This window comes from Streptomyces cellostaticus (assembly GCF_001513965.1).
Taxonomy (GTDB): Bacteria; Actinomycetota; Actinomycetes; order Streptomycetales; family Streptomycetaceae; genus Streptomyces; species Streptomyces cellostaticus.
The window spans coordinates 188990-213884 of the sequence record NZ_KQ948024.1; the positions used below are offsets into that span (position 1 = coordinate 188990).

A 24895-nucleotide genomic window follows, 5' to 3' on the forward strand; every position below is an offset into this window, starting at 1 on the left:
TGTTGTGCAGGCGGCCAAGACATGCCTACGTTCGTTGCAGCATCAGCCAAGCCGCCCCCGAGGACTCCCATGGACGCGTGCACGCTCGGCGATCTCCTGGACGTCGTCGGCGGCTCCACCCTGCGCCTGCACACCGCACCCGCCGGGCCCGGCGTGCCGGTCACCGAGGCGGTGCTCCACGACGGCCGCACCCCGCTCCCCCGGCTGCCGGGCGGGCTGCTGCTGGCGGTCGGGGTGCCGGCCGCGGAGGCGGGGCCGCTGGTGCGGGCGGCGGCCGAGGCGGGGCTGACCGGGGTCGTGGTGCGGGGCGCGGACGGGCCCGTCGGGGAGGCGCAGGCGCACGGTGTGGCGCTGCTGTCGGTCGCCGAGGACGAGGCCTGGCACCACGTGCACCTGCTGCTGGCCTCGGCCATCGGCGCCGGGCCCGCCGTCTCCTCCGACACCGGCCTGGGCGACCTGTTCGCGCTGGCCGACGCGATCGCGGCGGGGGTCGGCGGGGCCACCGCCATCGAGGACCCCCGGCAGCGGATCCTCGCCTACTCGACCGTCCCCGGCCAGCCGGTGGACGAGGACCGGCGGCAGGGCATCCTCGGCCTTCAGGTGCCGGCCGGCCCGGAGAACACCGAGCAGTACCGGCTGCTGTTCGCGGCCGGCCGGCCGGTGCGGCTGCCCGCGCTGACCCGTTCCGGCCTGCCCCGCCTTGCGGTGCCGGTGCGGGCCGGCGGGGAGACGCTCGGCTCCGTCTGGGTGATCGACGACGGCTCTCTCGGCCCCGACGCCGAGGACACCCTCGCCCAGGGCGCCGCCACGGCCGCCCTGCTCCTGCTGCGGGCCCGCGCCGCCCGCGAACTGGCCCGGCACCGGGGCAGCGACCTGCTGCGCCGCCTGCTGGCGGGCACGGCGGACGCACCGACGGCCGCGCACCGCCTCGGGGTCACGGGCCCGGCCCGGGTGGCCGCCTTCGTCCTGGACTCCGCCGCGAGCGTCCCGGACGCCGAGCGCACCGCGCTGCGCCTGCTGGACGTCGTACGCCTGCAGTGCGAGGCTCGGTACGGGCGGCACGCGTGCGTGCTGGTGGACGGGGTGGTGTACGCCGTCCTTCCGGGGCCCGGCGAGCGGCACAAGCGGCTGGCCGAGGACATCGTCGGGCGGGCCGGGCAGACGCTGCGGGTGCCGGTGCGGGCGGCTCTCGGCGAGGTGGTGCCGGACGCGGGCGGCCTCGCGGACTCCCGAGCCGATGCGGACCTGGTGCTGCGGGTCCTGGACGCCGCTCGGCCGGTCGCCGCGGTGGACGAGGTGCGCCCGCGCGTGACGCTGCTGCGGCTGGCCGAAGTGCTGCGGGAGCGGCGGGAGTTGAGCGCGGGCGCGTGGCAGCGGGTGCTGGCGTACGACGCCGGGCACGGTACGGAGTACGCCCGCACGCTGGTCTGCTGGTTCGAGGCGGGCTGCGACATGGCGGGCGCGGCGAAGCTGCTCGCCGTGCACCCCAACACCTGCCGCTACCGCCTCAAGCAGCTCGGACAGCACACCGGGGTCGACCTGGACGACCCCGACGAACGGCTGGTGCTGTGGCTTCAGCTGAGGACGCTGGCCGGGCTCGGCGGCGGTTGACCCCGCTCAGCGCAACGCTTCCGCGACCTCCCGAGCCGCATCCACCACCCGCGGCCCCACCCTCTCCGGCACGGAGTCCGCGAGCATCACCACACCCACACTGCCCTCGACCCCGGTCACACCGATGAGCGGCGCCGCAGCCCCGCTCGCCCCGGCCTCCAGCTCTCCGTGCGTGAGCGTGTACCCGGGGTCGGCCGACGGCGACTGCCGCGCGGCGAGTATCGCCCTGCCCGCAGCCCCCCGGTCCAGCGGATGCCGGAAACCGGCCCGGTAGGCCACGTGATAGTCCGTCCATGTCGGCTCGACCACGGCGACGGCCAGCGCCTCGGTCCCGTCCACCAGCGTCAGATGCGCCGTCGCCCCGATGTCCTCGGCGAGCGAGCGCAGCGCGGGCAGCGCGGCCTCCCGTACCAGCGGATGCACCTGGCGGCCAAGGCGCAGCACCCCCAGACCGACCCTGGCTCGCCCACCCAGGTCACGCCGTACGAGCGCGTGCTGCTCCAGCGTGGCGAGCAACCGGTACACCACGGTCCGGTTCACGCCCAGTTTGTTGGAAAGCTCAGTGACGGTCAGCCCGTGGTCGGTGTCGGCCAGCAGCTTGAGGACGCGCAGTCCCCGGTCGAGCGTCTGAGAGGTCTCCGCGGTCACGACGCCCACTCCTTCGTGGTGAGGTCGGCGTCCCCTGAGCGGTTGAATGCGTCGCCGAGTCCCGTCGGCGACGCGCTTCAGAGGCCGCCGATCGGCAGGACGGCCCGGCGGCTCCGGACCTTGTCGCTTCACGGCTGCGCTCCGCGGCGGCGCTGCCACGGGGCGTGTGCGTAGCGGGACAGTAGCGAAGCCGGTTCGCTGAGCGGAAGTCTCCGTCCAGAATCCGGGCAAGGCCAGATCCGGCCTGCCTGCATTCGTCCGGATACGCACACGGACCGAGGGTCACTTCATGCGCGTGGCCCACTCCTGCACCTTGGCGATCCGCTGCCGCAGCTGCCCCGCCGTCGCCTCCGCGCTCGGCGGCCCCCCGCACACCCGCCGCAGCTCGGTGTGAATGACACCGTGCGGCTTGCCGCTCTGGTGGACATAGGCGCTGACCATGGTGTTGAGCTGCTTGCGCAGCTCCATCATCTCCTTGTGGCTGACCACCGGCCGCCGCTCGGCGGGCAGCTCCAGCAGGTCGGCCTCGGAGTCCGGCTTCTTACGGCTGTGCGCGATCTGCCGGGCCTGCCGCTTCTGCAGCAGCATCTGCACCTGGTCGGGTTCGAGAAGCCCCGGAATCCCGAGGTAGTCCTGCTCCTCCTCGCTCCCGGGGTGGGCCTGCATGCCGAACTCGGCGCCGTCGTAGAGCACCCGGTCGAAGACGGCCTCGGACTCCAGCGCCTCGAAGGAGAACTGCTCCTGCTCGCCGGTGTCCTCGTCCTGCTGCTTGTTCGCCTCGTCCATCTCCTTCTCGGATTCGGCGTACGGGTCCTCCTCGCCCTCCTTCTTCGGCTTGTCGAGGGCGTGGTCCCGCTCCTTCTCCATCTCGTTGGCGAAGGTCAGCAGGTCGGGCACGGTCGGCAGGAACACGGACGCGGTCTCGCCGCGCCGCCGGGACCGCACGAAACGCCCGACGGCCTGCGCGAAGAAGAGGGGGGTCGAGATGGTGGTGGCGTACACCCCGACCGCGAGCCGCGGCACGTCGACGCCCTCGGACACCATCCGCACCGCGACCATCCAGCGGTCATCGCTGCCGCTGAAGTCGTCGATCCTCTTCGAGGCGCCCGTGTCGTCGGACAGCACCAGAGTCGCCCTGGTACCGGTGATCTCGCGGATGAGCTTGGCGTAGGCGCGGGCGGAGTCCTGGTCGGAGGCGATGACGAGGGCGCCCGCGTCCGGGATGCCCTTCCTGACCTCGGTCAGCCGCTGGTCGGCGGCGCGCAGCACGCTGGGCATCCACTCGCCGCGCGGGTCGAGGGCGGTGCGCCAGGCCTGGCTGATCGCGTCCTTGGTCATCGGCTCGCCGAGCCGGGCCGCGATCTCGTCGCCGGCCTTGGTCCGCCACCGCATGTTGCCGCTGTAGGAGAGGAAGATGACGGGCCGGACGACGTGGTCGGCGAGGGCGTTGCCGTAGCCGTAGGTGTAGTCGGCGGAGGACCGGCGGATCCCGTCCGTCCCCTCCTCGTACGTGACGAAGGGGATGGGGTTGGTGTCCGACCGGAACGGCGTACCGGTCAGCGCGAGCCGCCGGGTCGCGGGCTCGAACGCCTCCAGGCACGCCTCGCCCCAGGACTTGGAGTCACCGGCGTGGTGGATCTCGTCGAGGATGACGAGGGTCTTGCGCTGCTCCACCCGGTTGCGGTGCAGCATCGGGCGCACACCGACACCCGCGTACGTGACCGCGACCCCGTCGTACTCCCTGCCGAGCGGACCGGCGCTGTACTCGGGATCGAGCTTGATCCCCACCCTCGCCGCCGCCTCGGCCCACTGCTTCTTCAGGTGCTCGGTCGGCGCGACCACGGTCACCTGCTGCACGACGTGGTGGTGCAGCAGCCAGGAGGCGAGGGTCAGCGCGAAGGTCGTCTTGCCGGCGCCGGGCGTGGCGACGGCGAGGAAGTCGCGCGGCTGCTCCTGGATGTACTTCTCCATCGCCCCCTGCTGCCAGGCACGCAGCTTGCTGGCGGTACCCCAGGGGGCCCGGCCCGGGAAGGCGGGCGAGAGATGGTGGGAGTGGGCGGTGGAGGCGGCGGTAGTAGTCACGGTCTCCGTGTAGGGGTCGGGCGGCTCGGCTACGTATGACAACCGGGCCACCCTACCGGCGCCCCACCCCTGCCTACGCGCGAACAAGGCCGCCTCGCCCGCGGGTGGGACCCACGTCACAGTCGGCGCGAAGCCCGTCCGACCGGGCTGCGATCTTGGTCGCACACCCCGCGTTTCATGAACGGCGTATGGCAGTCCCGTTGCAGCGCACCGGATTCCCTTGAGCCCCTGTCCCGCCCCGCCATACCGTCATTCCACGAACACGGCCGTGTGCCCGAGTGGTTTAGGGGCTCGCCTGCAAAGCGAGTTACGTGGGTTCGATTCCCGCCACGGCCTCTACCTGCCTGACCAGGCAGAACGAAAGGGCCGGCTTGGCTGGTGAGGGGCTGCTTCAGAGCACCCCGCCCGCTTCGTCCTGGAACAGTTCCGTCCAGTAGTGCCAGTGGATGTCGGGGTGCAGGCCCGTGGGGTCTATGGACGTCAGGGTCTGGATCATGGCCGCGGCCAGTTGGTCGTAGGCGTCCGTCGTCAATTCGTGGCCCAGGTGTTCGTCGATGGTGCGCTCGTGGTGCAGGAGCCAGAGTGTGAAGGCGAGCGTGGAGACGTCCGTGTTGAGCGGGTAGAGCGTTGCCTCGGGCTCGCTGAAGGTGAGGACCGCGCCCGTTCTGCCGTCGACCACCAGGCTGTTGTCCTCGACCAGGTAGCCGAGGCGGATCAGGTGGTCGGAGTGGGCGGGGAGGTCGTCCAGGGGGTAGTCGTCGGCGCGCTCGCCGGTGAAGTACTCGGTGAGGGTGGGCAGCGGGACGTCGGTGTCGGCGTGGAAGAGGACCGCCTCCTCCGGCAGGCCCGTCTCGCGCAGGAAGCGGCGGGTCGGCTCGTGGGTGAGCGTGGCCGGGAAGTCGACCTCCTCGAAGCGGGCCACCCGGCCGTGGCCGAACTCCTGGTCCAGGAGGCGGGCGGGGACGTCCAGGGTGAGGCCGAAGGCCGTGCCGGGGCCGGCGATGAGGGAGAGCGGACGGATCAGGGCCGCCGCCTTCCAGTAGGGCGGGACCTCGCCGTCCGTGCCCTCCTCGAAGAGCGTGAGGAGGCGGCGGGAGGCCTCGGTCACCGTCTTGGAGCCGTACTGGCCCGGCAGCGAGGAGAAACGGCCGCGCAGGCCTGCCAGTTCCTCCGTGACCGCGGCGAAGCGCAGGAGGGTGTCCAGGGAGGGGGCGAAGGGGCGGGGGTCGGACGGGTCGAAGAGGTAGGCCGTCGTGATCTCGCCCGTGTCGCCGTCGAGCAGGATCGACTCGCGCTCCATGCCCGCGGGGCTGAGGAGTTCGCCTATCACCAGGCGGCTGCGCAGCTCCTCCGCCAGGCGGAAGGGGCCGTCCGTGGCGTCGCCGAGGGTGCGCAGTCCGTGCGTGCGCAACGGGGAGAACGTCAACAGGTGGGTGTCCGTGGGCAGTCCGGGGGCCGTGAGCAGGCCGCGGGTCGGCGCGTGCGTGACGTAGCGGTCCAGCTCCGCCTCGGTCAGCGTGATCGCCGGAACTCCGGTGTCGGTCGTGCTCATCGCTCCCCCGCGATCTTCCTCGGTGCGTCGGTCCCTGGGCAGGGCATGCCCGGCCGTCCTCCGGCTTGCCGTCGGAAGCGGCCGTCCCCCACTGCCCAGAACACTACGCCGCCCCACTGACAACGCCCGTGGAACAGGGACGTCAGGCGACCCGCGCCCGTTCCGTGCCGACGAGGTTCGCCTCCACCGTCTGGATCGGGCGGGTGCGGGTCAGGCCGACGCATCGGCTCCCGGGGTGTACTCCTGCCTGCCCGACACGATCATGCGGCGGAACTGGTCACCCTGCCCTCACCCCGGTGAGGACGACGCCCCCGCCTCACGTGAAGTAGATGCCGCCCAGGACGACCGCCAGGGCCGCCACGACGAACAGCAGGGTCCACCCGAACAACTTGCCCATGCTGGGCGGGGGTTCGTAGCGCGGCTCTTCGGGGGGCGTGGTCACCGGTCCGTCACCACCGCGGCCTGCGGGCGGATCGGGAGGCGGTTGACCGGGCGGCCCGTCGCCGCGCGCACGGCCGAGGCGATCGCCGCCGGGGACGTCACCACCGGGACCGCGCTGACCGACTTGGCGCCGAAGGGGGCGACCACGTCCCGTTCCTCGACCAGCTTCACAATCCGGATGTCCGGCGCGTCCAGGGCGGTGGGGAGCGCGTATCCCGTGAGGTCGGGGTGGCGGATCAGGCCGCGCGGTGTACGGAGGTTCTCCGTCAGCGCGATGCCCACGCCCTGGGTGACGCCCGCCTCGATGCGCGCGGCCAGTTGCACCGGGTTCAGCACCCGGCCCACGTCCTGGGCGACCGCCAGCTCCACCACCCGGACGGAGCCGAGTTCGATGTCCACGTCCACCACCGCGCGGATCGCGCAGAAGGCGAGGCCGACGAAGGCGTCGCCCTGGCCGGAGGCGTTCAACGGCTCGGTGGGGTGCGGGCGGCACTGGGCCGTGGCCCACAGCTCCTTGCCCTCCATCGCCTCCGTGACGGTCGTCGACAGCACACCGTCGTACGAGGTGATCTTGCCGTCGGTGATCTGGAGCAGCTCCGTCGACATGCCGAACTTGTGTGCGAGGGGCTGGAGCAGCTGGGTGCGGACCATCTTCGCCGCGCGTTCCACCGCGCCGCCGGAGACCCAGGTGTGGCGGCCGCGGCAGCCCCCGCCGGCCGGCGGCTGGTCGGTGTCGACCGGTGCCACGTGCACCTCGTCGATGCCGAGCGTGTCCTGGACGATCTGCCGGGCGAGGGTGGTGAACCCCTGCCCGGTCTCCACGGCCGCGCACAGCACGGTCGCCACGCCGTCGTGGACCTTCACGGTCGCCGTGGACACCTCGTCGGTGCCCTCCGCGCCGAGCATGTGCACCATGCCCAGGCCGTAGCCGACGCCCCGGCGCACCGCGCCCGGCTCGCCCGCGCCCTCGGGGCCGCCGGGCAGCAGCCACGCCTCCTCCGGGGTGTCCTTGGGCAGGGCCGGGAGGGGGAAGTCGCGGACCGCCTGGAGCAGTTCGGCCACCGGGGCCGGGCAGGTCACCGTCTGGCCGATCGGGAGGACATCGCCGGTCGCGAGCGCGTTGCGCAGGCGCAGTTCGGCCGGGTCCAGGCCGAGTTTCTTCGCGAGCTTGTCCATCTGCGCCTCGTAGGCGGCGCACACCTGCATGGCGCCCTCGCCGCGTACGTGGCCGGAGGGCGGGTTGTTGGTGCGTACGGCCCAGCCCTCGATGAAGGCGTTCGGGACGACGTAGGGGCCGCACGCGAAGGAGACGGCGGCGGCCAGCGCCTCCGCGGAGGTGTCGGCGTACGCGCCCGCGTCCAGCAGGATCTGCGCCTCGACCTTCACCAGCCTGCCCTCGGCGTCGGCGTGGTGGCGGTAGCGCAGGAGCGTGGGGTGGCGGTGGACGTGGCCGAGGAAGGACTCCTCGCGGGTGGCCGTGAGCTTCACCGGGCAGCCGGTCTTGAGCGCGAGCAGACCGAGCGGGAGCTGGAAACCCTGGTCCTCGCGGTCGGCGGTGGCGCCGGGCACCCCGGTGACGACGATCTTCACCCGATCGGGGGACAGGCCGTAGCAGGCTGCGGCCGAGTTGCGGTCGGCGTGCGGGTCGGTCGAGGCCAGGTACAGCTCCACGCCGCCGTCGGGACGCGGCACCGCGAGGCCCGCCTCGGCGCCGATGGGGGCCGGGTCCTGGCGCCCTATGCGGTACAGGCCCTCGACGACGATCTCGCCGGCCGCGTCCGGGTCGCCGTGGCGCAAGGGGATGTGCCGGATCAGGTTGCCGTCGGGGTGCAGGGATTCGGCCTCGAAGGCCTGCTCGGGGTCGGTCACGGGGTCGAGTACTTCGTACTCGACGATGACGGCGGCGGCGGCCATCCGCGCGGTGTCCGGGTGGTCGGCGGCGACGGCCGCGATGGGCTCGCCGTGGTGCCGTACGACCTCGGAGGCGAACACCGGGCGGTCGGGCGTGCCCCGGCCGTGGCGGGGGGTGCCGGGCACGTCCTCGTGGGTGACGACGACCCGTACGCCGGGCATCTCGCGCGCGTGGGTGGTGTCGATGGACACGATGCGCGCGTGCGCGTGCGGGGAGCGCAGCACGGCCGCCCAGAGCAGGCCCTCGGCCCACAGGTCGGCCGCGTACGGGAAGGTGCCCTCGGTCTTGGCGCGGGCGTCGGCGTGCGGCAGCGAGGCGCCGAGGCCGAGCGGCAACGCATCGACGGTGGGGGCCGCTTCCGCGGCGGTGGTCGCGGTGGCCGCTTCGTTGCTCACGCCTGGCCTCCGTCCTGGCCGTAGTGCTGGTCGTGCGGTCCCGGTGTACCGAAAGTGCCGGGGCTGTCGAAGACTCCCGGCACCTCGAACGCCGACGGGTTGACGCCGCCGGAGCCGGGGCCCGCCTGGTGCGGAATACGCGCCTCGTTCCCGTCCGTCTCAGCCTCTGCTGCGGTGTGCGCCTCGCGTTCGGCGACGACCTCCTGGACGGCATCCAGGACGCCCCGGTAGCCGGAGCAGCGGCACAGGTTGCCGCACAGGGCCTGCCGGGTCTCCAGCTCGGTCGGCGCCGGATTGCCCTCCAGCAGGTCGTGCACGGTCATCGCCATACCCGGGACGCAGAAACCGCACTGCACGGCGCCGCACCGGGCGAGCGCCCGCTGCACGTCGGAGGGCTGCCCGTCGGCGGCCAGGCCCTCGACGGTACGGACCTCGGCGCCGGCCGCGGTGACCGCCGGGACCAGACAGGAGGCCACCAGGCGCCCGTCCACCTGCACGTTGCAGGCGCCGCACTCGCCCTGCGAGCAGCCGTCCTTGGCCCCGGCGAGGCCGAGCCGCTCCCGCAGGACGTACAGCAGGGATTCGCCGATCCAGGCGTCGGTGACGGGGCGGTCGGTGCCGTTGACGCGCAGGACGTAGGAGGCGAGGGGGTGGTCGTCGTTCGGCGGGAGGGCGGCCGGGGCGGGGTCCTCGGAGGCGTCCTGCTCCGGGGCTGCCTGGGCCGCCGGGTCGTCCGGCGTGTGGTGGGTTTCGGACGCCTCCGGCGGGTCGGCGGGGCCGGGCGGGTCCGCCGAGGCCTCCGCGTCGTGCGCCGCTGCGGTGCCTCTCGGGCCTGCCGTGCCGGGCGCCGTTGCCGTGTCGGCCGGGCCGGGCGTGTCCGGCGTGACAGCCGTTCCCGCGGCCTTTGGGGCAGCTTCGGGCTCGTCGGCCCCGTCGTGGGCCGCAGGGCCGTCGGCGGGGCCCTCAGGGGCCTGCGCGGGGCTGTGGCCGCCGCTGGGGGCAGGCGCCGGGTGCTCGTCTCCGGCGGGCGCGGGAGCGGGGCCGGTCTCGGGCGCGGGCCCGGGTGCGTGCTCGGCCGGGCTCTCGGTGTACGCCGCCCGGGGCGCGAACCCCTCGGAAGCGGGCGCCGCGGAGGGGTCGGCCGGATGCATGTCGGGGCCGGGGTGCGCCGGTGCGTGGCCCGGCAGGCTCGCCTCGGCGGGCTCGCCCTGCCGGGGCGCCGCCTCCGGCTGTCCCCACGGCTGGCCCGCGGACTCCGTCGCCCAGGGCGCGGGCGCGCCGCCGGGGAGGGTGGCCGGCGGGGTGCCGCCCCACTGCTCGACCAGCGAGGACGTGGTGAACTCGCCCGATTCGTCCGGAAGGTCACCTCCGGCGACCGGGATGGACCACTGCCCGGTGACGTCGTGTCCGGGCGCGGGCGGGCCCGCGGGCTCCTCGAAGGTCCACTGCTGGGTGGCGCCGGGGTGGTACGTGAACCGGTCGTCCGCCGCCTGCTCCTGGGGCACGGCGTTCGGGTCGGGCCACTGGTGGCCGTCGGCGGGCATCGCCCAGGTGCCGGTGGCGGCCGGGTCGTCCGTCCCCCCAGTCGCCGTTATCCGCGGCGGCACATAGCCGTGGCCGGGTGCGGCCAGGGGACTGTCACCGGACAGCAGGGCGTCGATGCCGCCCTCGGGGAGCTTGACGAAGGCGGTGGCGCCGTCGTCGTAGTCGCCCTGGGGCAGCGGGTTCCAGCGGCCGCCGCCCTGGGGCGTGCCCTCTCCGTGCTGGTCGTCGGTCACGACAGCGCCCTCCCCAGTGCTCGTCGGGCCAGCGCGGCGACGGTGCGCCGCAGGTGCAGTACGGCGGGCGGAAGCGGGGCCACGGAACCGTCCGGCTCCGGGACCGGGTCGGGGATGCAGGCCGCGGCGACGTACTCCCCGAAGGCGTTCAGCGCCTCCGGGACGAGTGCGCGGTCGTTGTCCCAGTCGATGAGCCCGGCGACCCACTGCTCGGCCTCCAGGGGCCTGAGCGGCATCGGCGCTATGGCACCGACGGCACACCGCACCCCGCGCCGGGCCGGGTCGAGCACCAGGGCCACGGAAGCCACCGCGCGGCCCGGGCCGGTGCGTCCGGTCGCCTTCAGGAAGACCTGCGGGGCGTGCAGCAGCGGCACGCGCACGTAGCCGATGAGTTCGCCGCCGCGCAGCATCTCCACGCCGGCCAGCAGGTGCGACACCGGGATCTCCCGGCCGGCTCCGCCCGGGCCCGCGATGATCAGCGTCGCTTCCAGGGCGGCCAGCACCGGCAGCGCGTCCCCGGTGGGGGCGGCGGTGGCGATGTTGCCGCCCAGGGTGCCCGCGTTGCGGATGTGCGGCGGGCCCGCGGCGCGCGCGGCGGCGGCGAGGGCCGGGATCAGGGCCGCGAAGTCGGGGCGGCCCATGCGTGCGTGTGTGAGGCCCGCGCCGAGCAGCGCGTGGCCGTCCTGGTACTGCCAGCCGCGGATCTCGCTGATCCGCCCGAGACCCACCAGGGCGGCGGGCCTGAGCTGACCGGAGTTGACGGCGGCCATCAGATCGGTGCCGCCCGCCACGGGGACCGCCGTGGGCATGGCGGTGAGGGCCGCCACGGCCTCGTCCAGCGTCGTGGGCAGCGTGACGGCCTGCGCCGCCTGCGGTGCGTGCGTGGTCAAACCGGCTGCCCCTTCCCGCTGCCCCACTGGTCCCACCTGTGTGGCCGTACGGTACGTGCTCACAGGGCGGACGTGGCAACTCTGGCACATCTTTGCAAGGGCCGAACGCGGGGGTCCGCTAGGGGGCATTCGCCCACCTCGTCGGGGAGATGGTCCGTTTTCGCACGTCATCACCGCTGCGCACGAATTGCCACTCTTCAGGGTTCCTGCTGTGGTTTTTCCACTATCTGTTCTACGGGTCTCCTCCGGGTCTCCTCCGGGCCTCCTCCGGGTCTCTACCGGTTCGGGGGCGGCCCCTCGAGCGGGCGGCCGAGCACACCGGGGCGCTGCTGCCAGGGCCGGGGCCCGGCGGGTGGCCGATAGGCGACGCCGAGGGCGTCAAGTCGCCGGTAGTGCACGGCCATCCGGCGCTCGAAGCCGGCGAAGTCCCGCTCCTGCGGGGCGGGCAGCCTGCTCCAGGCCACCTCGGCGAAGGCGGCGAGCCTGGGGAAGGTCTGATAATCCACGCGTGCGGTGTCCTCCATCACCTCGGTCCAGACGTTGGCCTGGGTGCCCAGCACGTGCCGGGCGTCCTCCTCGGCGAGTTGGGACGGAACGGGCTCGAACCGGTAGACGTCCTCCAGGGTGCGCACGAAGCCGATCGGCACGGGCTCGTCCTCGCCCGGGGCCTGCCGGTGGTCCAGGTAGACGTACTGCTCCGGGCACATGACCACGTCGTGTCCGGCCTGCGCGGCGGCGACGCCGCCCGCGTAACCGCGCCAGGAGGACACCGCGGCGCCGGGCGCGAGCCCGCCCTCCAGGATCTCGTCCCAGCCGATGAGGCGGCGCCCGCGCGCGGCGAGCCACTGGTCGAAGTGCCCGATGAACCAAGACTGCAGCTCGTCCTCGTCGGCAAGGCCCAGTTCCGTGATGCGGGCCTTGGCAGCCACGGACCGGCTCCACTGCTCCTTGCGGCATTCGTCGCCGCCGACATGGACGAACTCCGAGGGGAACAGCTCCAGGACTTCCTCGAACACCTCCTCATAGAAGCGCAGGGTGGTGTCAGTGGGGGCGAGTACGTTCGAAGAGATCCCCCAGGTGTCCTGGACAGTGAGGGCGGTGGTGTCGATGACATCGGTGTTGCCGAGTTCCGGATACGCGGCGATGGCGGCCTGCGAGTGGCCCGGTACGTCGATTTCCGGGACGACGGTGATATGCCGCTCGGCGGCGTAGGCGACGATCTCCCGGATGTCGTCCTGGGTGTAGTAACCCCCGTGCGGCTTCTCCTCCCACAGCGGCGAGGCCCGGTGACCGAATTTCGTCCGGGCGCGCCAGGAGGCGACCTCGGTCAGCTTCGGGTGGCGCCGGATCTCGATCCGCCAGCCCTGGTCGTCCGTCAGATGGAAGTGGAAGACGTTGAGTTTGTGCGCGGCCATCAGGTCCAGGTAGCGCAGGACGCCTTCCTTGGGCATGAAGTGCCGGGCGACGTCGAGCATGAGGCCGCGCCAGCGGAATCGGGGCGAGTCCTGGATGTGCACCAGCGGCAGCCGCCACTGCCGCCCGGGCAGCGGTGCGCGTCGGAAGGCGTCCGGGCCGAGCAGTTGCCGTAGCGTCTGGGCGCCCCAGAACAGGCCGGCCGGGCCGCCGCCCACCAGCTGCACCCCGGTGGGCATGACGGCGAGCCGGTAGCCCTCCTCGCCGAGATCCTTGGCGACCAGGGGGTGGACGGACAGGCGGATGACGTCGTCTCCTGCAGCGTCCTTCGGCGCCAGGGGCAGGCCGGTTGCCGCGCCCAGCGCACCCCGCAGCCAGCGCTCCGCCCGCCCGGCGCCCTCCCCCGCGGCCAGCCCGGTGTCCGGGCCCAGCTCGAACACCCCGTCCCCGTAGGCCGTCACAAGACCGGGCTCAGGAATCACATCGACCATGCCGGTCCTTTACCGCTCGTCCGGCTTGCAGAACACCGGCAGGGACATCGGAACAGGAAGTCCTGAAGGGGAAACGGAATCGCATGAAGGCGGTCGCGGCGAGAATCGCGATCACCGCGGAGACGGCCACGACGATGCCCGCGACCATCGGACTGCCGGTGAAGTAACGGCCGAATTCCGCTGCGGTGGCCGACTGGGCCATGGACTTCGTTTGTTTCAGGCCGAGTTCGCGCAAGACGTCGGCGCGGTGGTGCAGGGGAAGCGGCGCGGCGAGTGGGGCGGACGGCCTCATGGAGCGTTCCTCCGGAGAGTCAGCGCGTTGCAAGGTATGCAATCACCGTTTCGCGCTGCACGACACCACGAAGGCTAGGGACAACATGAACACGCCGACAAGAGGTCTGAACCACTCTGCGGCCAGAAAGCACAAAGACCCCCGGGGTGCGCCTCGACGCGCCCCGGGGGCCCTGCGGTGTTCAGCCGGGCGGGGAGACCCCTACTTCTTGTTGTCGCCGCCCTTGTCGTCGCCGCCGCTGCCCATGGACTCGAAGATCTCCTTGCACATGGGACACACGGGGTACTTCTTCGGGTCGCGGCCCGGGACCCACACCTTGCCGCACAGCGCCACGACGGGGGTGCCGTCGAGGGCGCTCGCCATGATCTTGTCCTTCTGGACATAGTGGGCGAAGCGCTCGTGGTCGCCGTCGCCATGGGACACCTGTGGCGTCGGCTCTACGAGGGTCCCCGTACCAGTCCCGCGCTCGGGCTCAAGAGTGCTCATACCAGCCAGGGTACTGAAGCTCACAGGCATCAGTTGAGTGAAGGGTCGTCCGGATACGTGGCCACCATCGCCAGTTCGTTGCGCTGGCGGCGCAGGACCTCGCGCCACAGCCGTTCCGGGGCCGGCGAGGACACGTCACCCGGCTCGGACTCCACGACGTACCAGGCGCCTTCCACCAGCTCGTCCTCCAGCTGGCCGGGGCCCCAGCCGGCGTAACCGGCGAAGATTCTCAGGGAGCCGAGGGCCGAGGCGAGCAGCTCCGGCGGGGCCTCCAGGTCCACCAGGCCGATCGCGCCGTGCACCCGCCGCCAGCCGAGCGGGGCACGGTCGCCGCCCGCGCCGCCCGGGATGACCGCGACACCGAGCGCCGAGTCCAGCGAGACGGGGCCGCCCTGGAAGACCACACCGGGCTCGCCGGCCAGAGCGGCCCAGCCCTCCAGGATGTCGCCCACGTCCACCGGCGTGGGACGGTTGAGGACGACGCCGAGCGAGCCCTCCTCGTCGTGGTCGAGAAGGAGCACCACCGCACGGTCGAAGTTCGGGTCCGCCAGGGCGGGCGTTGCCACGAGCAGCCGCCCTGTGAGCGAGGACACCTCGGTCATGGCAGACATGATCCCGCATCTTTCCCCGGAGTGGGGAGCCAATCGGGTGCGGGAGTGAACGCAGCTCAGGGAGCACTGAAGCGGCCCCGGCGCACGCCCGTGTCCGGTGACCCCATGTGCCCGGTTCAAAACGGTTCGTGTTGTGACACAGCTATGACGTGCCTGGGTGGTACTCGGGCTTACGGCAGGGGGGTGAACGGCGATTACCCTGTCTCTCCGGCCCCTGCGCAAAGTGATCGGCCGGCCCCTGCCCGACTCATCGGAACGCGAGATTCATGACCGTCAACGACGATGTCCTGCTTGTCCACGGCGGCACCCCGCTGGAGGGCGAGATCCGTGTCCGCGGTGCGAAGAACCTCGTACCGAAGGCCATGGTCGCCGCCCTGCTGGGAAGTGCGCCGAGCCGACTGCGCAACGTTCCGGACATCCGTGACGTGCGCGTCGTCCGCGGCCTGCTCCAGCTGCACGGGGTGACGGTCCGTCCGGGTGAGGAACCCGGTGAGCTGGTGCTCGACCCGACCCATGTGGAAAGCGCGAACGTCGCCGACATCGATGCCCACGCGGGTTCGAGCCGTATCCCGATCCTCTTCTGCGGTCCGCTGCTGCACCGCCTCGGCCACGCGTTCATCCCGGGCCTCGGCGGCTGTGACATCGGCGGCCGGCCCATCGACTTCCACTTCGACGTGCTGCGGCAGTTCGGCGCGACGATCGAGAAGCGCGCGGACGGGCAGTACCTGGAGGCTCCGCAGCGGCTGCGCGGTACGAAGATCCGGCTGCCGTACCCGTCCGTCGGCACGACCGAGCAGGTGCTGCTGACGGCCGTACTGGCCGAGGGCGTCACGGAGTTGTCCAACGCGGCCGTCGAGCCGGAGATCGAGGACCTGATCTGCGTCCTGCAGAAGATGGGCGCGATCATCGGTGTGGACACCGACCGCACGATCCGCATCACCGGTGTGGACAGCCTCGGCGGCTACACCCACCGCGCCCTGCCGGACCGCCTGGAGGCCGCGTCCTGGGCTTCGGCGGCGCTGGCGACCAGCGGCAACATCTACGTCCGCGGCGCCCAGCAGCGCTCGATGATGACGTTCCTGAACACCTACCGGAAGGTGGGCGGTGCCTTCGAGATCGACGACGAGGGCATCCGCTTCTGGCACCCGGGCGGCCAGCTGAAGTCCATCGCGCTGGAGACAGACGTGCATCCCGGCTTCCAGACCGACTGGCAGCAGCCGCTGGTGGTGGCCCTGACGCAGGCGACGGGCCTGTCCATCATCCACGAGACGGTCTACGAGTCCCGGCTGGGCTTCACCTCCGCGCTCAACCAGATGGGCGCGCACATCCAGCTCTACCGCGAGTGCCTGGGCGGCTCCGACTGCCGCTTCGGCCAGCGCAACTTCCTGCACTCCGCGGTCGTCTCCGGCCCCACCAAACTCCAGGGCGCCGACCTGGTCATCCCCGACCTGCGCGGCGGCTTCTCCTACCTCATCGCGGCCCTCGCCGCCGAGGGCACCTCCCGGGTCCACGGCATCGAACTGATCAACCGCGGCTACGAGAACTTCATGGAGAAGCTGATGGAACTGGGCGCGAAGGTGGAACTCCCGGGCAAGGCACTCGGCTAGCAAGCAACCCTCGGACACGGCCGGAAAAATCCAGCCCGGCCGGCGTTTGAGGCCATCGGTAGCGAAACCACGATGGGGCGGCACCCGAATCCGGGTACCGCCCCATCCGCACTCCCAGCGGAGCGCTTACTTGCCCTTGGCCGCTTCCTTGAGCTTGGAGCCCGCGGAGACCTTCACGCTGTAGCCGGCCGGGATGTTGATGGGCTCACCGGTCTGCGGGTTGCGCGCGGTCCGAGCGGCACGGTGGGTGCGCTCGAAGGTCAGGAAGCCGGGGATGGTGACCTTCTCGTCGCCCTTGGAGACGATGTCGCCGACGACCTCGGCGAACGCGGCCAGAACGGCGTCGGCGTCCTTGCGGGTCACCTCGGCGCGGTCGGCCAGCGCGGCCACCAGCTCACTGCGGTTCATGTTGTTACTCCCGTGTTCTTCTTGCCGTTGAGGCGTGAGGTGAGATCGATGCCGATGCGCTCGCGCCCAGGGACGCATCCTGCCCCTACCTGCGGCGGGAAAGCCAATCCGGCACCCGTAGGAGTCGTGAGAACACCCTAGGGAGTCACACGAAAGGCGCCTGCCCGGCCGTCACCCTAGAGGGCGCCCGCCGCCAGGGGGTTCCACGACGCGCCGGTGCAGGGGGCTGTCGTGGCGATCCTCACAGCCCCTGCACAGTACGACACGAGCCCCTAGGACGCCGCTCCGGCCGCCTTCGCGGCCTCGCGGACCGCGCCGGCCACCGCGCCCGCGACCTTGTCGTTGAAGACGCTCGGGATGATGTAGTTCGGGTTCAGCTCGTCCTCGGTCACCACATCGGCCAGGGCCTTCGCGGCGGCGAGCATCATCTCGGTGTTGACCGTACGGGACTGGGCGTCCAGCAGGCCGCGGAAGACACCCGGGAAGACCAGCACGTTGTTGATCTGGTTCGGGAAGTCGGAGCGGCCCGTGGCCACAACAGCGGCCGTCTGACGGGCGATTGCGGGGTCGACCTCGGGGTCCGGGTTCGCGAGCGCGAACACGATCGCGCTGTCCGCCATGGCGGCCACGTCGTCGCCGTCGAGGACGTTCGGGGCGGAGACGCCGATGAAGACGTCGGCGCCGCGCACGGCCTCCTTGAGGGTGCCGGTCAGGCCGTCGATGTTGGTGTTGTCGGCGATCCAGCGCAGCGGGGAGTCGGCCGGGGCGTCCACCAGGTCCTCGCGGCCGGCGTGCACGACACCCTGGATGTCGGCGACGACGGCGTGCTTCACGCCCGCCGCGAGCAGCAGCTTGAGGATGGCCGTACCGGCCGCGCCGGCGCCGGACATGACGACACGGATGTTCTCAATTGCCTTGCCGGTGACGCGAAGTGCGTTCGTCAGGGCGGCGAGGACGACGATCGCGGTGCCGTGCTGGTCGTCGTGGAAGACGGGGATGTCGAGGGCCTCACGCAGGCGGGCCTCGATCTCGAAGCAGCGCGGGGCCGAGATGTCTTCCAGGTTGATGCCGGCGAAGCCGGGGGCGATCGCCTTGACGATCTCGACGATGGCGTCGGTGTCCTGGGTGTCCAGGCACAGCGGCCAGGCGTCGATGCCGGCGAAGCGCTTGAACAGGGCCGCCTTGCCCTCCATGACGGGCAGCGCGGCCTTGGGGCCGATGTTGCCGAGGCCCAGCACGGCGGAGCCGTCCGTCACGACCGCAACGGAGTTGCGCTTGATGGTGAGGCGGCGGGCGTCCTCGGGGTTCTCGGCGATCGCCATGCAGACGCGGGCCACACCCGGCGTGTAGATCATCGAGAGGTCGTCACGGTTGCGGATCGGGTGCTTGGACTGCATCTCGATCTTGCCGCCGAGGTGCATCAGGAACGTACGGTCCGAGACCTTGCCGAGCGTGACGCCCTCGATGCCGCGCAGCTTCTCGACGATCTCGTCGGCGTGCGTGGTCGAGGTGGCCGCGATGGTGACGTCGATGCGGAGCTTCTCGTGGCCGGAGGCGGTGACGTCGAGGCCCGTGACCGAGCCTCCGGAGGACTCCACAGCGGTGGTGATCTGCGAGACGGCGCTTCCGCTCGCGGGCACCTCCAGCCGGATGGTCATCGAGTAGGAGACGCTGGGCGCCGTTGCCATGGCCGACTTCCTCTGCTTTCACCGTGTCGCGAGTTGTGCCGTCCGATCGTCGCACCTACCCCTGAGTACGCGGTAGTCGCCCTGGATTGCGGACGTTTTGTTCACGGCAGGCGCATGGTTTCGGAAAACGACTTCCACCATACGAGAAACGATCAGGTGAGGAAAGGGGCCGTTCGGGCAAAGAAAGAGGCCCACGTCACATCACTGACGTGGGCCTCCAACACGTTCATGACACCGACCCGCCATGCTCGCCTCGCGGCAAGGGGTCCCTCTAAGGGACGAAGGTTGGGCCCGGGGGCTTGGATCGGGCCGGTGCCACACCAAGGCTAACAAACGGATCCCGTAGGGCCATTCCCGTCGGCGCGGTTCACAGATATCAGTCCCGCAGCAGGTCCGGCACGCCCGCCGGGTCCGGCTCGTCCCGCCCGCCGGAGACCACCGTCAGCTGCTGGGTGGCCCGGGTCAGCGCCACGTACAGCACGCGCAGGCCGGCCGGGGACTCGTCCGCGATCTCCGCCGGGGACACGACGATCGTCGCGTCGTACTCCAGGCCCTTGGCCTCCAGGCTGCCGAGCGCCACCACCCGGTCGCCGAGCCCGGCCAGCCAGCGCCGGGCCTCCGCGCGCCGGTTCATCGCGACGACCACGCCGACCGTGCCGTCCACCAGCCCCAGGAGCTGCTCGGCCGCCGCACGCACGGTCTTGTCCAGCGAGTCCCCGGCGACCACGAAGCGCGGCTCGACCCCGGTGGACCGTACGGCGGACGGCGCCTTCGAGCCGGGCATGGCGAGGGCCAGGACCCTGGCGGCCAGCTCGGCGATCTCGGACGGGTTGCGGTAGTTCACGGTGAGCTGGAAACGGCGCCGGGGGCGGGTGCCGAGGGCCTCGTCGCGGGCCTCGGCCGCCTCGTCCGGGTCGGACCAGGAGGACTGGGCGGGGTCTCCGACGACCGTCCAGGTGGCGTGCCGGCCGCGTCGGCCGACCATGCGCCACTGCATCGGCGTGAGGTCCTGCGCCTCGTCCACGATGACGTGCGCGTACTCGGTGCGCTCCTGGGCGAGCCGCTCGGCCCGCTCGCGCTGGGTCTCCTCGCGCACCGGCATCAGCTCCTCCAGGCCGGTGAGCTGGTCCAGCGGATCGAGGTCGCGCTTCTTCTTCGGCCGGGCCGGGGCGCCGAGGATCGCCTGGAGTTCGTCGAGCATGGCGGTGTCGTGCACGGAGTACCCGTCCCGCTTCAGCGAGCGGGCGACCTTGCGGACCTCGCCGGGGTTGAGGATCCGGCGGGCCCAGCGGCCCAGCCGCCGCTCGTCCGCCATGGCGGCCAGGACCCCCTTCGGGGTCAGCTCGGGCCACCAGGCGTCGAGGAAGGCGAGGAAGGCGTCCTCGGTCGTGATGTCGTCGTCGAAGGAGGAGCGCAGCTCGGCGGCCAGCTCCGGGTCGGTGTGCCGGCCGGCCGCGCCGGACTTCGCCCACAGGGCGTCCAGGAGCAGCCTGCGGGCACGCGGGCGGAGCAGGTTGACCGGGGCGGTGCCGCCCAGGGCGGTACGGCGGATACGTTCCAGCTCGGCGGCCTCCAGTTCGAGGCGGCGGCCGAAGGCGACGACGCGGAGGCGGGTCGGGGGACCGTCGAAAACCTGCGGCTCGCTGTCCTCGTCCAGGGCGAGCTGCCCCACCGGAGCAGCCGGCCCCAGCTCCAGCGCGCCCCGGGCGGCCTTCCGCAGCACCTTCAGCATCCGGTACGAGCCCTTGGCGCGGGCCACGGACGGGGAGTCGTAGAGCGCGGCCTCCACACCGTCGACGAGCGAGCCGATCGCGCGGATGGCGACCTGGCCCTCCTCGCCGAGCGAGGGCAGCACGCCCTCGGTGTAGGCCACCAGCAGCGGGGTCGGCGAGACGATCAGGATGCCGCCCGCGTAGCGTCTGCGGTCCTGGTAGAGCAGGTAGGCGGCGCGGTGCAGGGCGACCGCCGTCTTGCCGGTGCCGGGGCCGCCCTCGACGTACGTCACGGAAGCGGCGGGGGCACGGATGACCAGGTCCTGCTCGGCCTGGATGGAGGAGACGATGTCCCGCATGGTGTGGCTGCGGGCCTGGCCGAGCGCGGCCATCAGGGCGCCGTCGCCGATGACGGCCAGCTCGTGGCCGTCGAGGGACGCCCGCAGCTCCGGGCGCATCAGGTCGTCCTCGACCCCGAGGACCCGGCGGCCCTTGGAGCGGATGACCCGGCGCCGCACGACCCGGCCCGGATCCACCGGGGTCGAGCGGTAGAAGGGAGCGGCGGCGGGCGCCCGCCAGTCGATGACCAGCGGGGTGTAGTCCGCGTCGAGCACTCCGATCCGGCCGATGTGCAGCGTCTCGGCGATGTCGGCGGTGTTGTCGGGCCGCACCGCGCCTTCGGCGGGCTCGACCGCCGTGTACGCCCCGTCGGGGCCCTTCTTCCCGTCCTTGCCGGGGAGCAGGTCGATCCGTCCGAAGAGGAAGTCCTCGAACTCGTTGTTGAGCCGGTTGAGGTGGATACCGGCCCGGAAGACCTGGGCGTCCCGCTCGGCGAGCGCGCCGGGCGTGCCGACCTGGCCGCGCTTGGCCGCGTCGTGCATGAGGAACTCCGCCTCGTGGATCTTCTCCTCGAGGCGGCGGTACACCCGGTCGAGGTGTTCCTGTTCGACGCTGATCTCCCGGTCGCGAACCGAGTCGACCGCGGTTTCCTGCTGAGCCTGAGCGGCCACCGGGCCCCCTTCTGACGTGCTGGGCAGCCGTCAACCGTACGCGAAGGGGGCCCGCCGAGGCTACGCGTCCACTTCGACGAGCTTCTTGCCGTCGAAGGTCATCACCTCGAAGTGATCGATCTCGTTCGGCTTCAGGGCCGTGCCGCCGCCGATGTACAGCGGCTTCTTGGACTCCGGGGTCTTGGCATCCGGGATGCCGTAGCCCCACTTCGGGACGGACCAGGAGCCCAGCGTCTGACGCTCGCCGTTCTTGCCGACGGCGATCAGGGAGCACTTGAGCGGCCCCTTGACGCCCTTGAGCTGGAGGACCGCCGAGGTGCCCCAGTCCTTCTCGCCCATGGCGACGGTCGCGCTGGCGCCCGTCGCGCTGTCCGTGCCCGAGACCTTGTCGGGCAGCTGGTCGAAGGTGGTCTGGGCGGTGGCCGCCAGCGGCGTGGCCGTCTGACCCGAGTCCGAGCCGCCGTTCACCGCCATGACGGCCACCGGACCGCCGATGATCAGTGCAGCCGCCGCGGCGACCAGGTAGAAGCCCTTGCGCCGCTTCTGCGCACGGCGCTCGGAGACCTCGTCGACCAGCCTCTCCGCCAGGCGCGGACTCGGCTTGGCGGACAGCGACTCGCCGATCGCGGGCGTGCTGCCGGAGCCCGGCAGATCCGCGAGGGCGGCCAGCATCGGCTCCATCCCGGCCAGCTCGTCCAGCTGCTGGGCACACCATTCACAGCCGGCCAGGTGAGCCTCGAAAGCGGTCGCCTCGGCGTCGTCCAGGATCCCGAGGGCGTAGGCGCCGACGGTCTCGTGCTCGTTCGGGGCCTGTGATCCCTGCATGGACCGAGACATACCCGAACCACCCGTGCCGAACCCTTGCATACCCCCGTACCCGCTCATCACGCCGTCACCCCCCGCTCCTCCAGTGCCAGCTTCATCGACCGCAGGGCGTAGAAGACCCGGGAGCGGACAGTGCCGCTGGGGATACCCAGGGTTTCGGCCGCCTCGTTGACGGTACGCCCCTTGAAGTACGTCTCGACGAGCACCTCCCGGTGGGCCGGGGTCAGGTCGTCGAGCGCGTCAGACAGCGTCATCAGCCACAGCGCCTTGTCGATCTCGTCCTCCGCGGGGATGACCTCCAGCGGCGACGGATCGACCTCCTGCGGCCGGGCCTGCCGGCTGCGGTGGCCGTCGATGACGATGCGGCGCGCGACCGTCACCAGCCAGGGGCGTACCGATCCGGTCGCCCGATTGAGCTGACCGGCATTCTTCCAGGCACGGATGAGCGTTTCCTGTACAACGTCCTCGGCGCGCTGCCGGTCTCCGGCGACCAGCCTGAGGACATACGCAAGGAGGGGTCCGGCGTGCTCGCGGTACAGGGCACGCATCAGCTCCTCATCTGGTTCCGAGGGCTGTGAGGACATGCGATGTCGGGCCCTCGATCCACGTTCATTGGCCACGGCCGCATCCTTGCGCACGCCCACCTCCGGTGTCCGGGGGTTCCCCCAGTCGGTCGCTCGCCCACCCGTACGGATGGGGGCGGCAAGGTGTTCAACGTGACCTGAGGGTTTTCTTGAGGGTGACGTGACGAGCAGGACATGCGTACACATTCCCACCGTGTGATCTTTACATTTCCGACACATCGCCGGGGGGCGGCCGAGCTGCCCGTGCGGGACCGCCGACAAACGGGGTGTTGCGGAAATCACTTCAACTGTCTCACGGGCGCAATGCGGCAGAAAGCCCGTACCGGACAATCAGGCCCGGGCGAGGGCGGCCCGCCGCCGGTGCCGGGCGACCCGCTCACGGTTGCCGCAGATCTCGCTGGAGCACCAGCGCCGCCGGCGCCCCCGCGAGGTGTCCAGGTACACGAGGGGGCAGTTGTCCCCTTCGCACTCCCTGACGGCCGCCCGCGCCACGGGATCGGTGAGCAGTTCCACGGCGTCCCGCGCGACGACGGCGACCAGCCCCGCGCACCCGGGCGCCTGCGCCAACTCCCGCACCAGCGTGCCGTCCTCGCGGCGCACCGCGCGCGGGGCCGGCGGCGCGGCACGAGCGGCCTCGTTGAGCCGGCCGAGCGCATGATCGTACGACCGCACGTCCGCCGGGCCGGTACCGCGCACCAACTGTCCGACGTCCCCGCGCAGTTCCCGGAACCCCGCCAGCCAAGAGGCGTCGGCGTGGCCGAGCGGGGTGCCGGGTGGCACGAGCCCTGACCTGGTGATCCACGCACGCAACGGCCCGACGGCGTCCAGCCGTTCGACCGGGTGGGTGGTCGCGAGGAGATCCAGACAGATCCGTCCCGCGTCGAAGCGCAGCTCGTACGGGGCCGTGGCCGTACCCAGTGCCATGTGCCTGTCACCGCCTAGGGGCAGGGGAACGTTCCGTCGCTCCTCCTCACAGTGCCCCGCCCGGCGGTCGGCCGGAACCCCTCGTACCGCCTGGAGCACGTTGTTTGTGGGCCACTTTGTGCCACCCGGCCCACGAGGTCCCCGTCCGGCCCGTCCCCGGCGGGGTTGCCGGTGCCCGGGGTGCGGGTCGTCCCCGTTCGGTCCAGATACCCCGTCAGGCCTCGCCGCCCCCGCTGACGGCCGTGACTCTTTGTCCTGCGAGAGCACCGGGAGCCGCCCCAGGGGGAACCACGGGGGACGGCGGTTCAGGAGGGAAACGTTCATGAGCATGCGCACCAGGGCCGTCGCGATGGCGACGGCCGCACTGCTGGGCGCCGGAGCCACCGGCATCGCCCTGGCACCCGCCGCGAATGCCGCCTCGTACCACGGCATCGACGGCGGCGGCGCCGTCACCGACGACTGGCAGGACGAGGAGAACCTCGGCGTCGACGACTACGCCCAGAGCAACGCCACGGCCCTGTGGGAGACCGTCCTGTACGCGGACGGCGCCCAGTGGCAGGACGACGACGGCGACTGGCACACCTTCACGAAGAGCCAGATCGACGGCTCGTTCGGCCCGGAGACGGAATCGGCCACCCAGTGGTGGCAGGAGCACTACCACCTCTCGGACAACGACGGCGTCGTCACCGACCAGAGCTGGACGTTCGCCCAGAGGTGGCTCCTCGGCCCGTCCTCGGGCGGTGTCGTCACGTACCAGGGCGACGTACGGAACGTCACCTTCAAGCGGATCAGCGGCAAGTACCGGGTACGGATCAAGGGCACCGGCCCCTGGAAGCTCGCGTACTACGACAAGCTCGGCTGAGGGCGCCTACGGCCCGGGGGCGGGCGGTCGTACGATCACCCGCGCCCCGGGGCAGCGCCCACAGCAGCCCCGCCACCAGCACGACGATGACGGCGAACGCAACGAGCGCGGCCGCCCGCCACCGCCGGTGCCCGAGCCCAGGCGCTTCCGGCTCCGGTTGCGGCTCCGCCCCGGCCTCCGACACCCCCCGCGGCCACGCCTGTTCGGCCAGCTCCCACAGCGCCAGCAGCCGCGCCTGGTCCGCCCCCGCCAGCCGGCCGAGCACCTGTATCGCTCCCCTCGGCGGCGGTTTGGCCCCGCTCAGATAGCGCTGCCAGGACGACTTGCTGTAGGCGGTCCGCCGGGCCAGTTCGGCAAGGCTGAGTCCGGTACGGCCCTTCAGGACGCGCAACTGCTCGACCAGGTGCCGTGCCTCTCTCGGCAGCGAATCCGGCAGGGGCTGCCAGCGTGTCATCCTCGTCCCCCCGATTGCTCGCCGCCCCGCCTCCGGGTGCGGCTCCTCCCCACCACAGTCCGGCGTCAGCCTGACGCCCGGTCTCGGCCGTCCGGCAGAGCGTGCACCCGGCAACCCGGAGCACTCGTGGCCGTACGTGCGCGACCGCGCGGGGCGGTCAGGTCCACACGGGGGAGGAACAGACCCGAGTGGTGAGCCGAGCGCCTCCTTCTACGGCAG

At 71.9% G+C, this 24895-nt stretch carries 21 protein-coding genes and 1 tRNA gene; 4 read left to right on the forward strand and 18 right to left on the reverse strand.

Features of this window, described 5'->3' with window-relative positions; translation table 11 throughout:
• Positions 1-69: 69 nt before the first annotated feature.
• Positions 70-1611, forward strand: coding sequence for a PucR family transcriptional regulator (locus AQI88_RS20905; protein ID WP_067001473.1), 1542 nt, complete (start codon positions 70-72; stop codon positions 1609-1611).
• Between the two features lie 6 nt (positions 1612-1617).
• Here the strand turns inward: AQI88_RS20905 and AQI88_RS20910 are convergent, their stop codons facing one another.
• Positions 1618-2259 (reverse strand): IclR family transcriptional regulator, encoded by a 642-nt coding sequence (locus AQI88_RS20910; protein WP_067001476.1) that lies wholly within the window; start codon positions 2257-2259, stop codon positions 1618-1620.
• Between the two features lie 282 nt (positions 2260-2541).
• Entirely contained in the window at positions 2542-4341 is a 1800-nt protein-coding gene (locus AQI88_RS20915) for a DEAD/DEAH box helicase (RefSeq protein WP_067001478.1), read from the reverse strand.
• 264 nt (positions 4342-4605) lie between these two features.
• Here AQI88_RS20915 and AQI88_RS20920 point away from each other — a divergent pair.
• Positions 4606-4677 (forward strand) — tRNA-Cys (locus AQI88_RS20920).
• A 55-nt stretch (positions 4678-4732) separates the two neighbouring features.
• Here the strand turns inward: AQI88_RS20920 and AQI88_RS20925 are convergent.
• The 9 genes from AQI88_RS20925 to AQI88_RS20955 form a co-directional block, all read right to left on the reverse strand.
• Complete coding sequence (locus tag AQI88_RS20925) at positions 4733-5893, reverse strand: SUKH-4 family immunity protein (RefSeq protein WP_067001481.1); 1161 nt, start codon at positions 5891-5893, stop codon at positions 4733-4735.
• A gap of 316 nt (positions 5894-6209) precedes the next feature.
• Entirely contained in the window at positions 6210-6335 is a 126-nt protein-coding gene (locus tag AQI88_RS48515; protein ID WP_279616559.1) for a hypothetical protein, read from the reverse strand.
• On the reverse strand, positions 6332-8641 hold the full coding sequence (locus tag AQI88_RS20930; protein ID WP_067001486.1) for a xanthine dehydrogenase family protein molybdopterin-binding subunit: 2310 nt from the start codon (positions 8639-8641) through the stop codon (positions 6332-6334). Before AQI88_RS20930 ends, AQI88_RS48515 begins: the two co-directional genes overlap by 4 nt.
• A complete protein-coding gene (locus tag AQI88_RS20935; protein ID WP_067001489.1) occupies positions 8638-10419 on the reverse strand; it encodes a 2Fe-2S iron-sulfur cluster-binding protein in 1782 nt (593 codons plus the stop codon). The genes AQI88_RS20930 and AQI88_RS20935 overlap by 4 nt, the downstream gene beginning before the upstream one ends.
• On the reverse strand, positions 10416-11309 hold the full coding sequence (locus tag AQI88_RS20940) for an FAD binding domain-containing protein (protein ID WP_067001493.1): 894 nt from the start codon (positions 11307-11309) through the stop codon (positions 10416-10418). The genes AQI88_RS20935 and AQI88_RS20940 overlap by 4 nt, the downstream gene beginning before the upstream one ends.
• Before the next feature lie 275 nt (positions 11310-11584).
• Positions 11585-13213 carry a beta-N-acetylhexosaminidase gene (locus AQI88_RS20945; RefSeq protein ID WP_067001497.1) on the reverse strand — a complete coding sequence of 543 codons (1629 nt, stop codon included), beginning with the start codon at positions 13211-13213 and terminating at the stop codon, positions 11585-11587.
• Positions 13194-13505 carry a hypothetical protein gene (locus AQI88_RS48520; RefSeq protein ID WP_079057696.1) on the reverse strand — a complete coding sequence of 104 codons (312 nt, stop codon included), beginning with the start codon at positions 13503-13505 and terminating at the stop codon, positions 13194-13196. The genes AQI88_RS20945 and AQI88_RS48520 overlap by 20 nt, the downstream gene beginning before the upstream one ends.
• Before the next feature lie 201 nt (positions 13506-13706).
• Positions 13707-13991, reverse strand: a complete 285-nt coding sequence (locus AQI88_RS20950) for a DUF3039 domain-containing protein (RefSeq protein ID WP_067001499.1) — start codon at positions 13989-13991, stop codon at positions 13707-13709.
• Between the two features lie 29 nt (positions 13992-14020).
• A complete protein-coding gene (locus AQI88_RS20955) occupies positions 14021-14593 on the reverse strand; it encodes a YqgE/AlgH family protein (protein ID WP_067001502.1) in 573 nt (190 codons plus the stop codon).
• Positions 14594-14868: 275 nt separating this feature from the next.
• On the opposite strand from AQI88_RS20955, the gene murA reads away from it, so the two are divergent.
• On the forward strand, positions 14869-16209 hold the full coding sequence (gene murA / locus AQI88_RS20960) for a UDP-N-acetylglucosamine 1-carboxyvinyltransferase (RefSeq protein ID WP_067001505.1): 1341 nt from the start codon (positions 14869-14871) through the stop codon (positions 16207-16209).
• Positions 16210-16335: 126 nt separating this feature from the next.
• On the opposite strand, the gene AQI88_RS20965 is transcribed toward murA, so the two are convergent.
• The 6 genes from AQI88_RS20965 to AQI88_RS20990 form a co-directional block, all read right to left on the reverse strand.
• Positions 16336-16617, reverse strand: coding sequence for an HU family DNA-binding protein (locus AQI88_RS20965; protein ID WP_067001509.1), 282 nt, complete (start codon positions 16615-16617; stop codon positions 16336-16338).
• 272 nt (positions 16618-16889) lie between these two features.
• The gene (locus AQI88_RS20970) at positions 16890-18305 is read right to left on the reverse strand and encodes an NAD-dependent malic enzyme (protein ID WP_067001512.1); all 1416 of its coding nucleotides are present in this window, start codon (positions 18303-18305) and stop codon (positions 16890-16892) included.
• Positions 18306-18681: 376 nt separating this feature from the next.
• The gene (locus AQI88_RS20975) at positions 18682-21027 is read right to left on the reverse strand and encodes a HelD family protein (RefSeq protein ID WP_067001515.1); all 2346 of its coding nucleotides are present in this window, start codon (positions 21025-21027) and stop codon (positions 18682-18684) included.
• A gap of 60 nt (positions 21028-21087) precedes the next feature.
• Entirely contained in the window at positions 21088-21852 is a 765-nt protein-coding gene (locus AQI88_RS20980) for an anti-sigma factor family protein (RefSeq protein WP_067001518.1), read from the reverse strand.
• A gap of 59 nt (positions 21853-21911) precedes the next feature.
• Positions 21912-22496 (reverse strand): sigma-70 family RNA polymerase sigma factor, encoded by a 585-nt coding sequence (locus AQI88_RS20985; protein ID WP_030167252.1) that lies wholly within the window; start codon positions 22494-22496, stop codon positions 21912-21914.
• Between the two features lie 270 nt (positions 22497-22766).
• Positions 22767-23360, reverse strand: a complete 594-nt coding sequence (locus tag AQI88_RS20990) for a CGNR zinc finger domain-containing protein (RefSeq protein WP_067001521.1) — start codon at positions 23358-23360, stop codon at positions 22767-22769.
• Between the two features lie 322 nt (positions 23361-23682).
• On the opposite strand from AQI88_RS20990, the gene AQI88_RS20995 reads away from it, so the two are divergent.
• Positions 23683-24222, forward strand: a complete 540-nt coding sequence (locus tag AQI88_RS20995; protein ID WP_067001524.1) for a peptidoglycan-binding domain-containing protein — start codon at positions 23683-23685, stop codon at positions 24220-24222.
• Here the strand turns inward: AQI88_RS20995 and AQI88_RS43315 are convergent.
• Complete coding sequence (locus tag AQI88_RS43315; RefSeq protein ID WP_079057698.1) at positions 24173-24676, reverse strand: helix-turn-helix domain-containing protein; 504 nt, start codon at positions 24674-24676, stop codon at positions 24173-24175. The two genes, AQI88_RS20995 and AQI88_RS43315, sit on opposite strands and share 50 nt — an antisense overlap.
• Positions 24677-24895 lie beyond the last annotated feature (219 nt).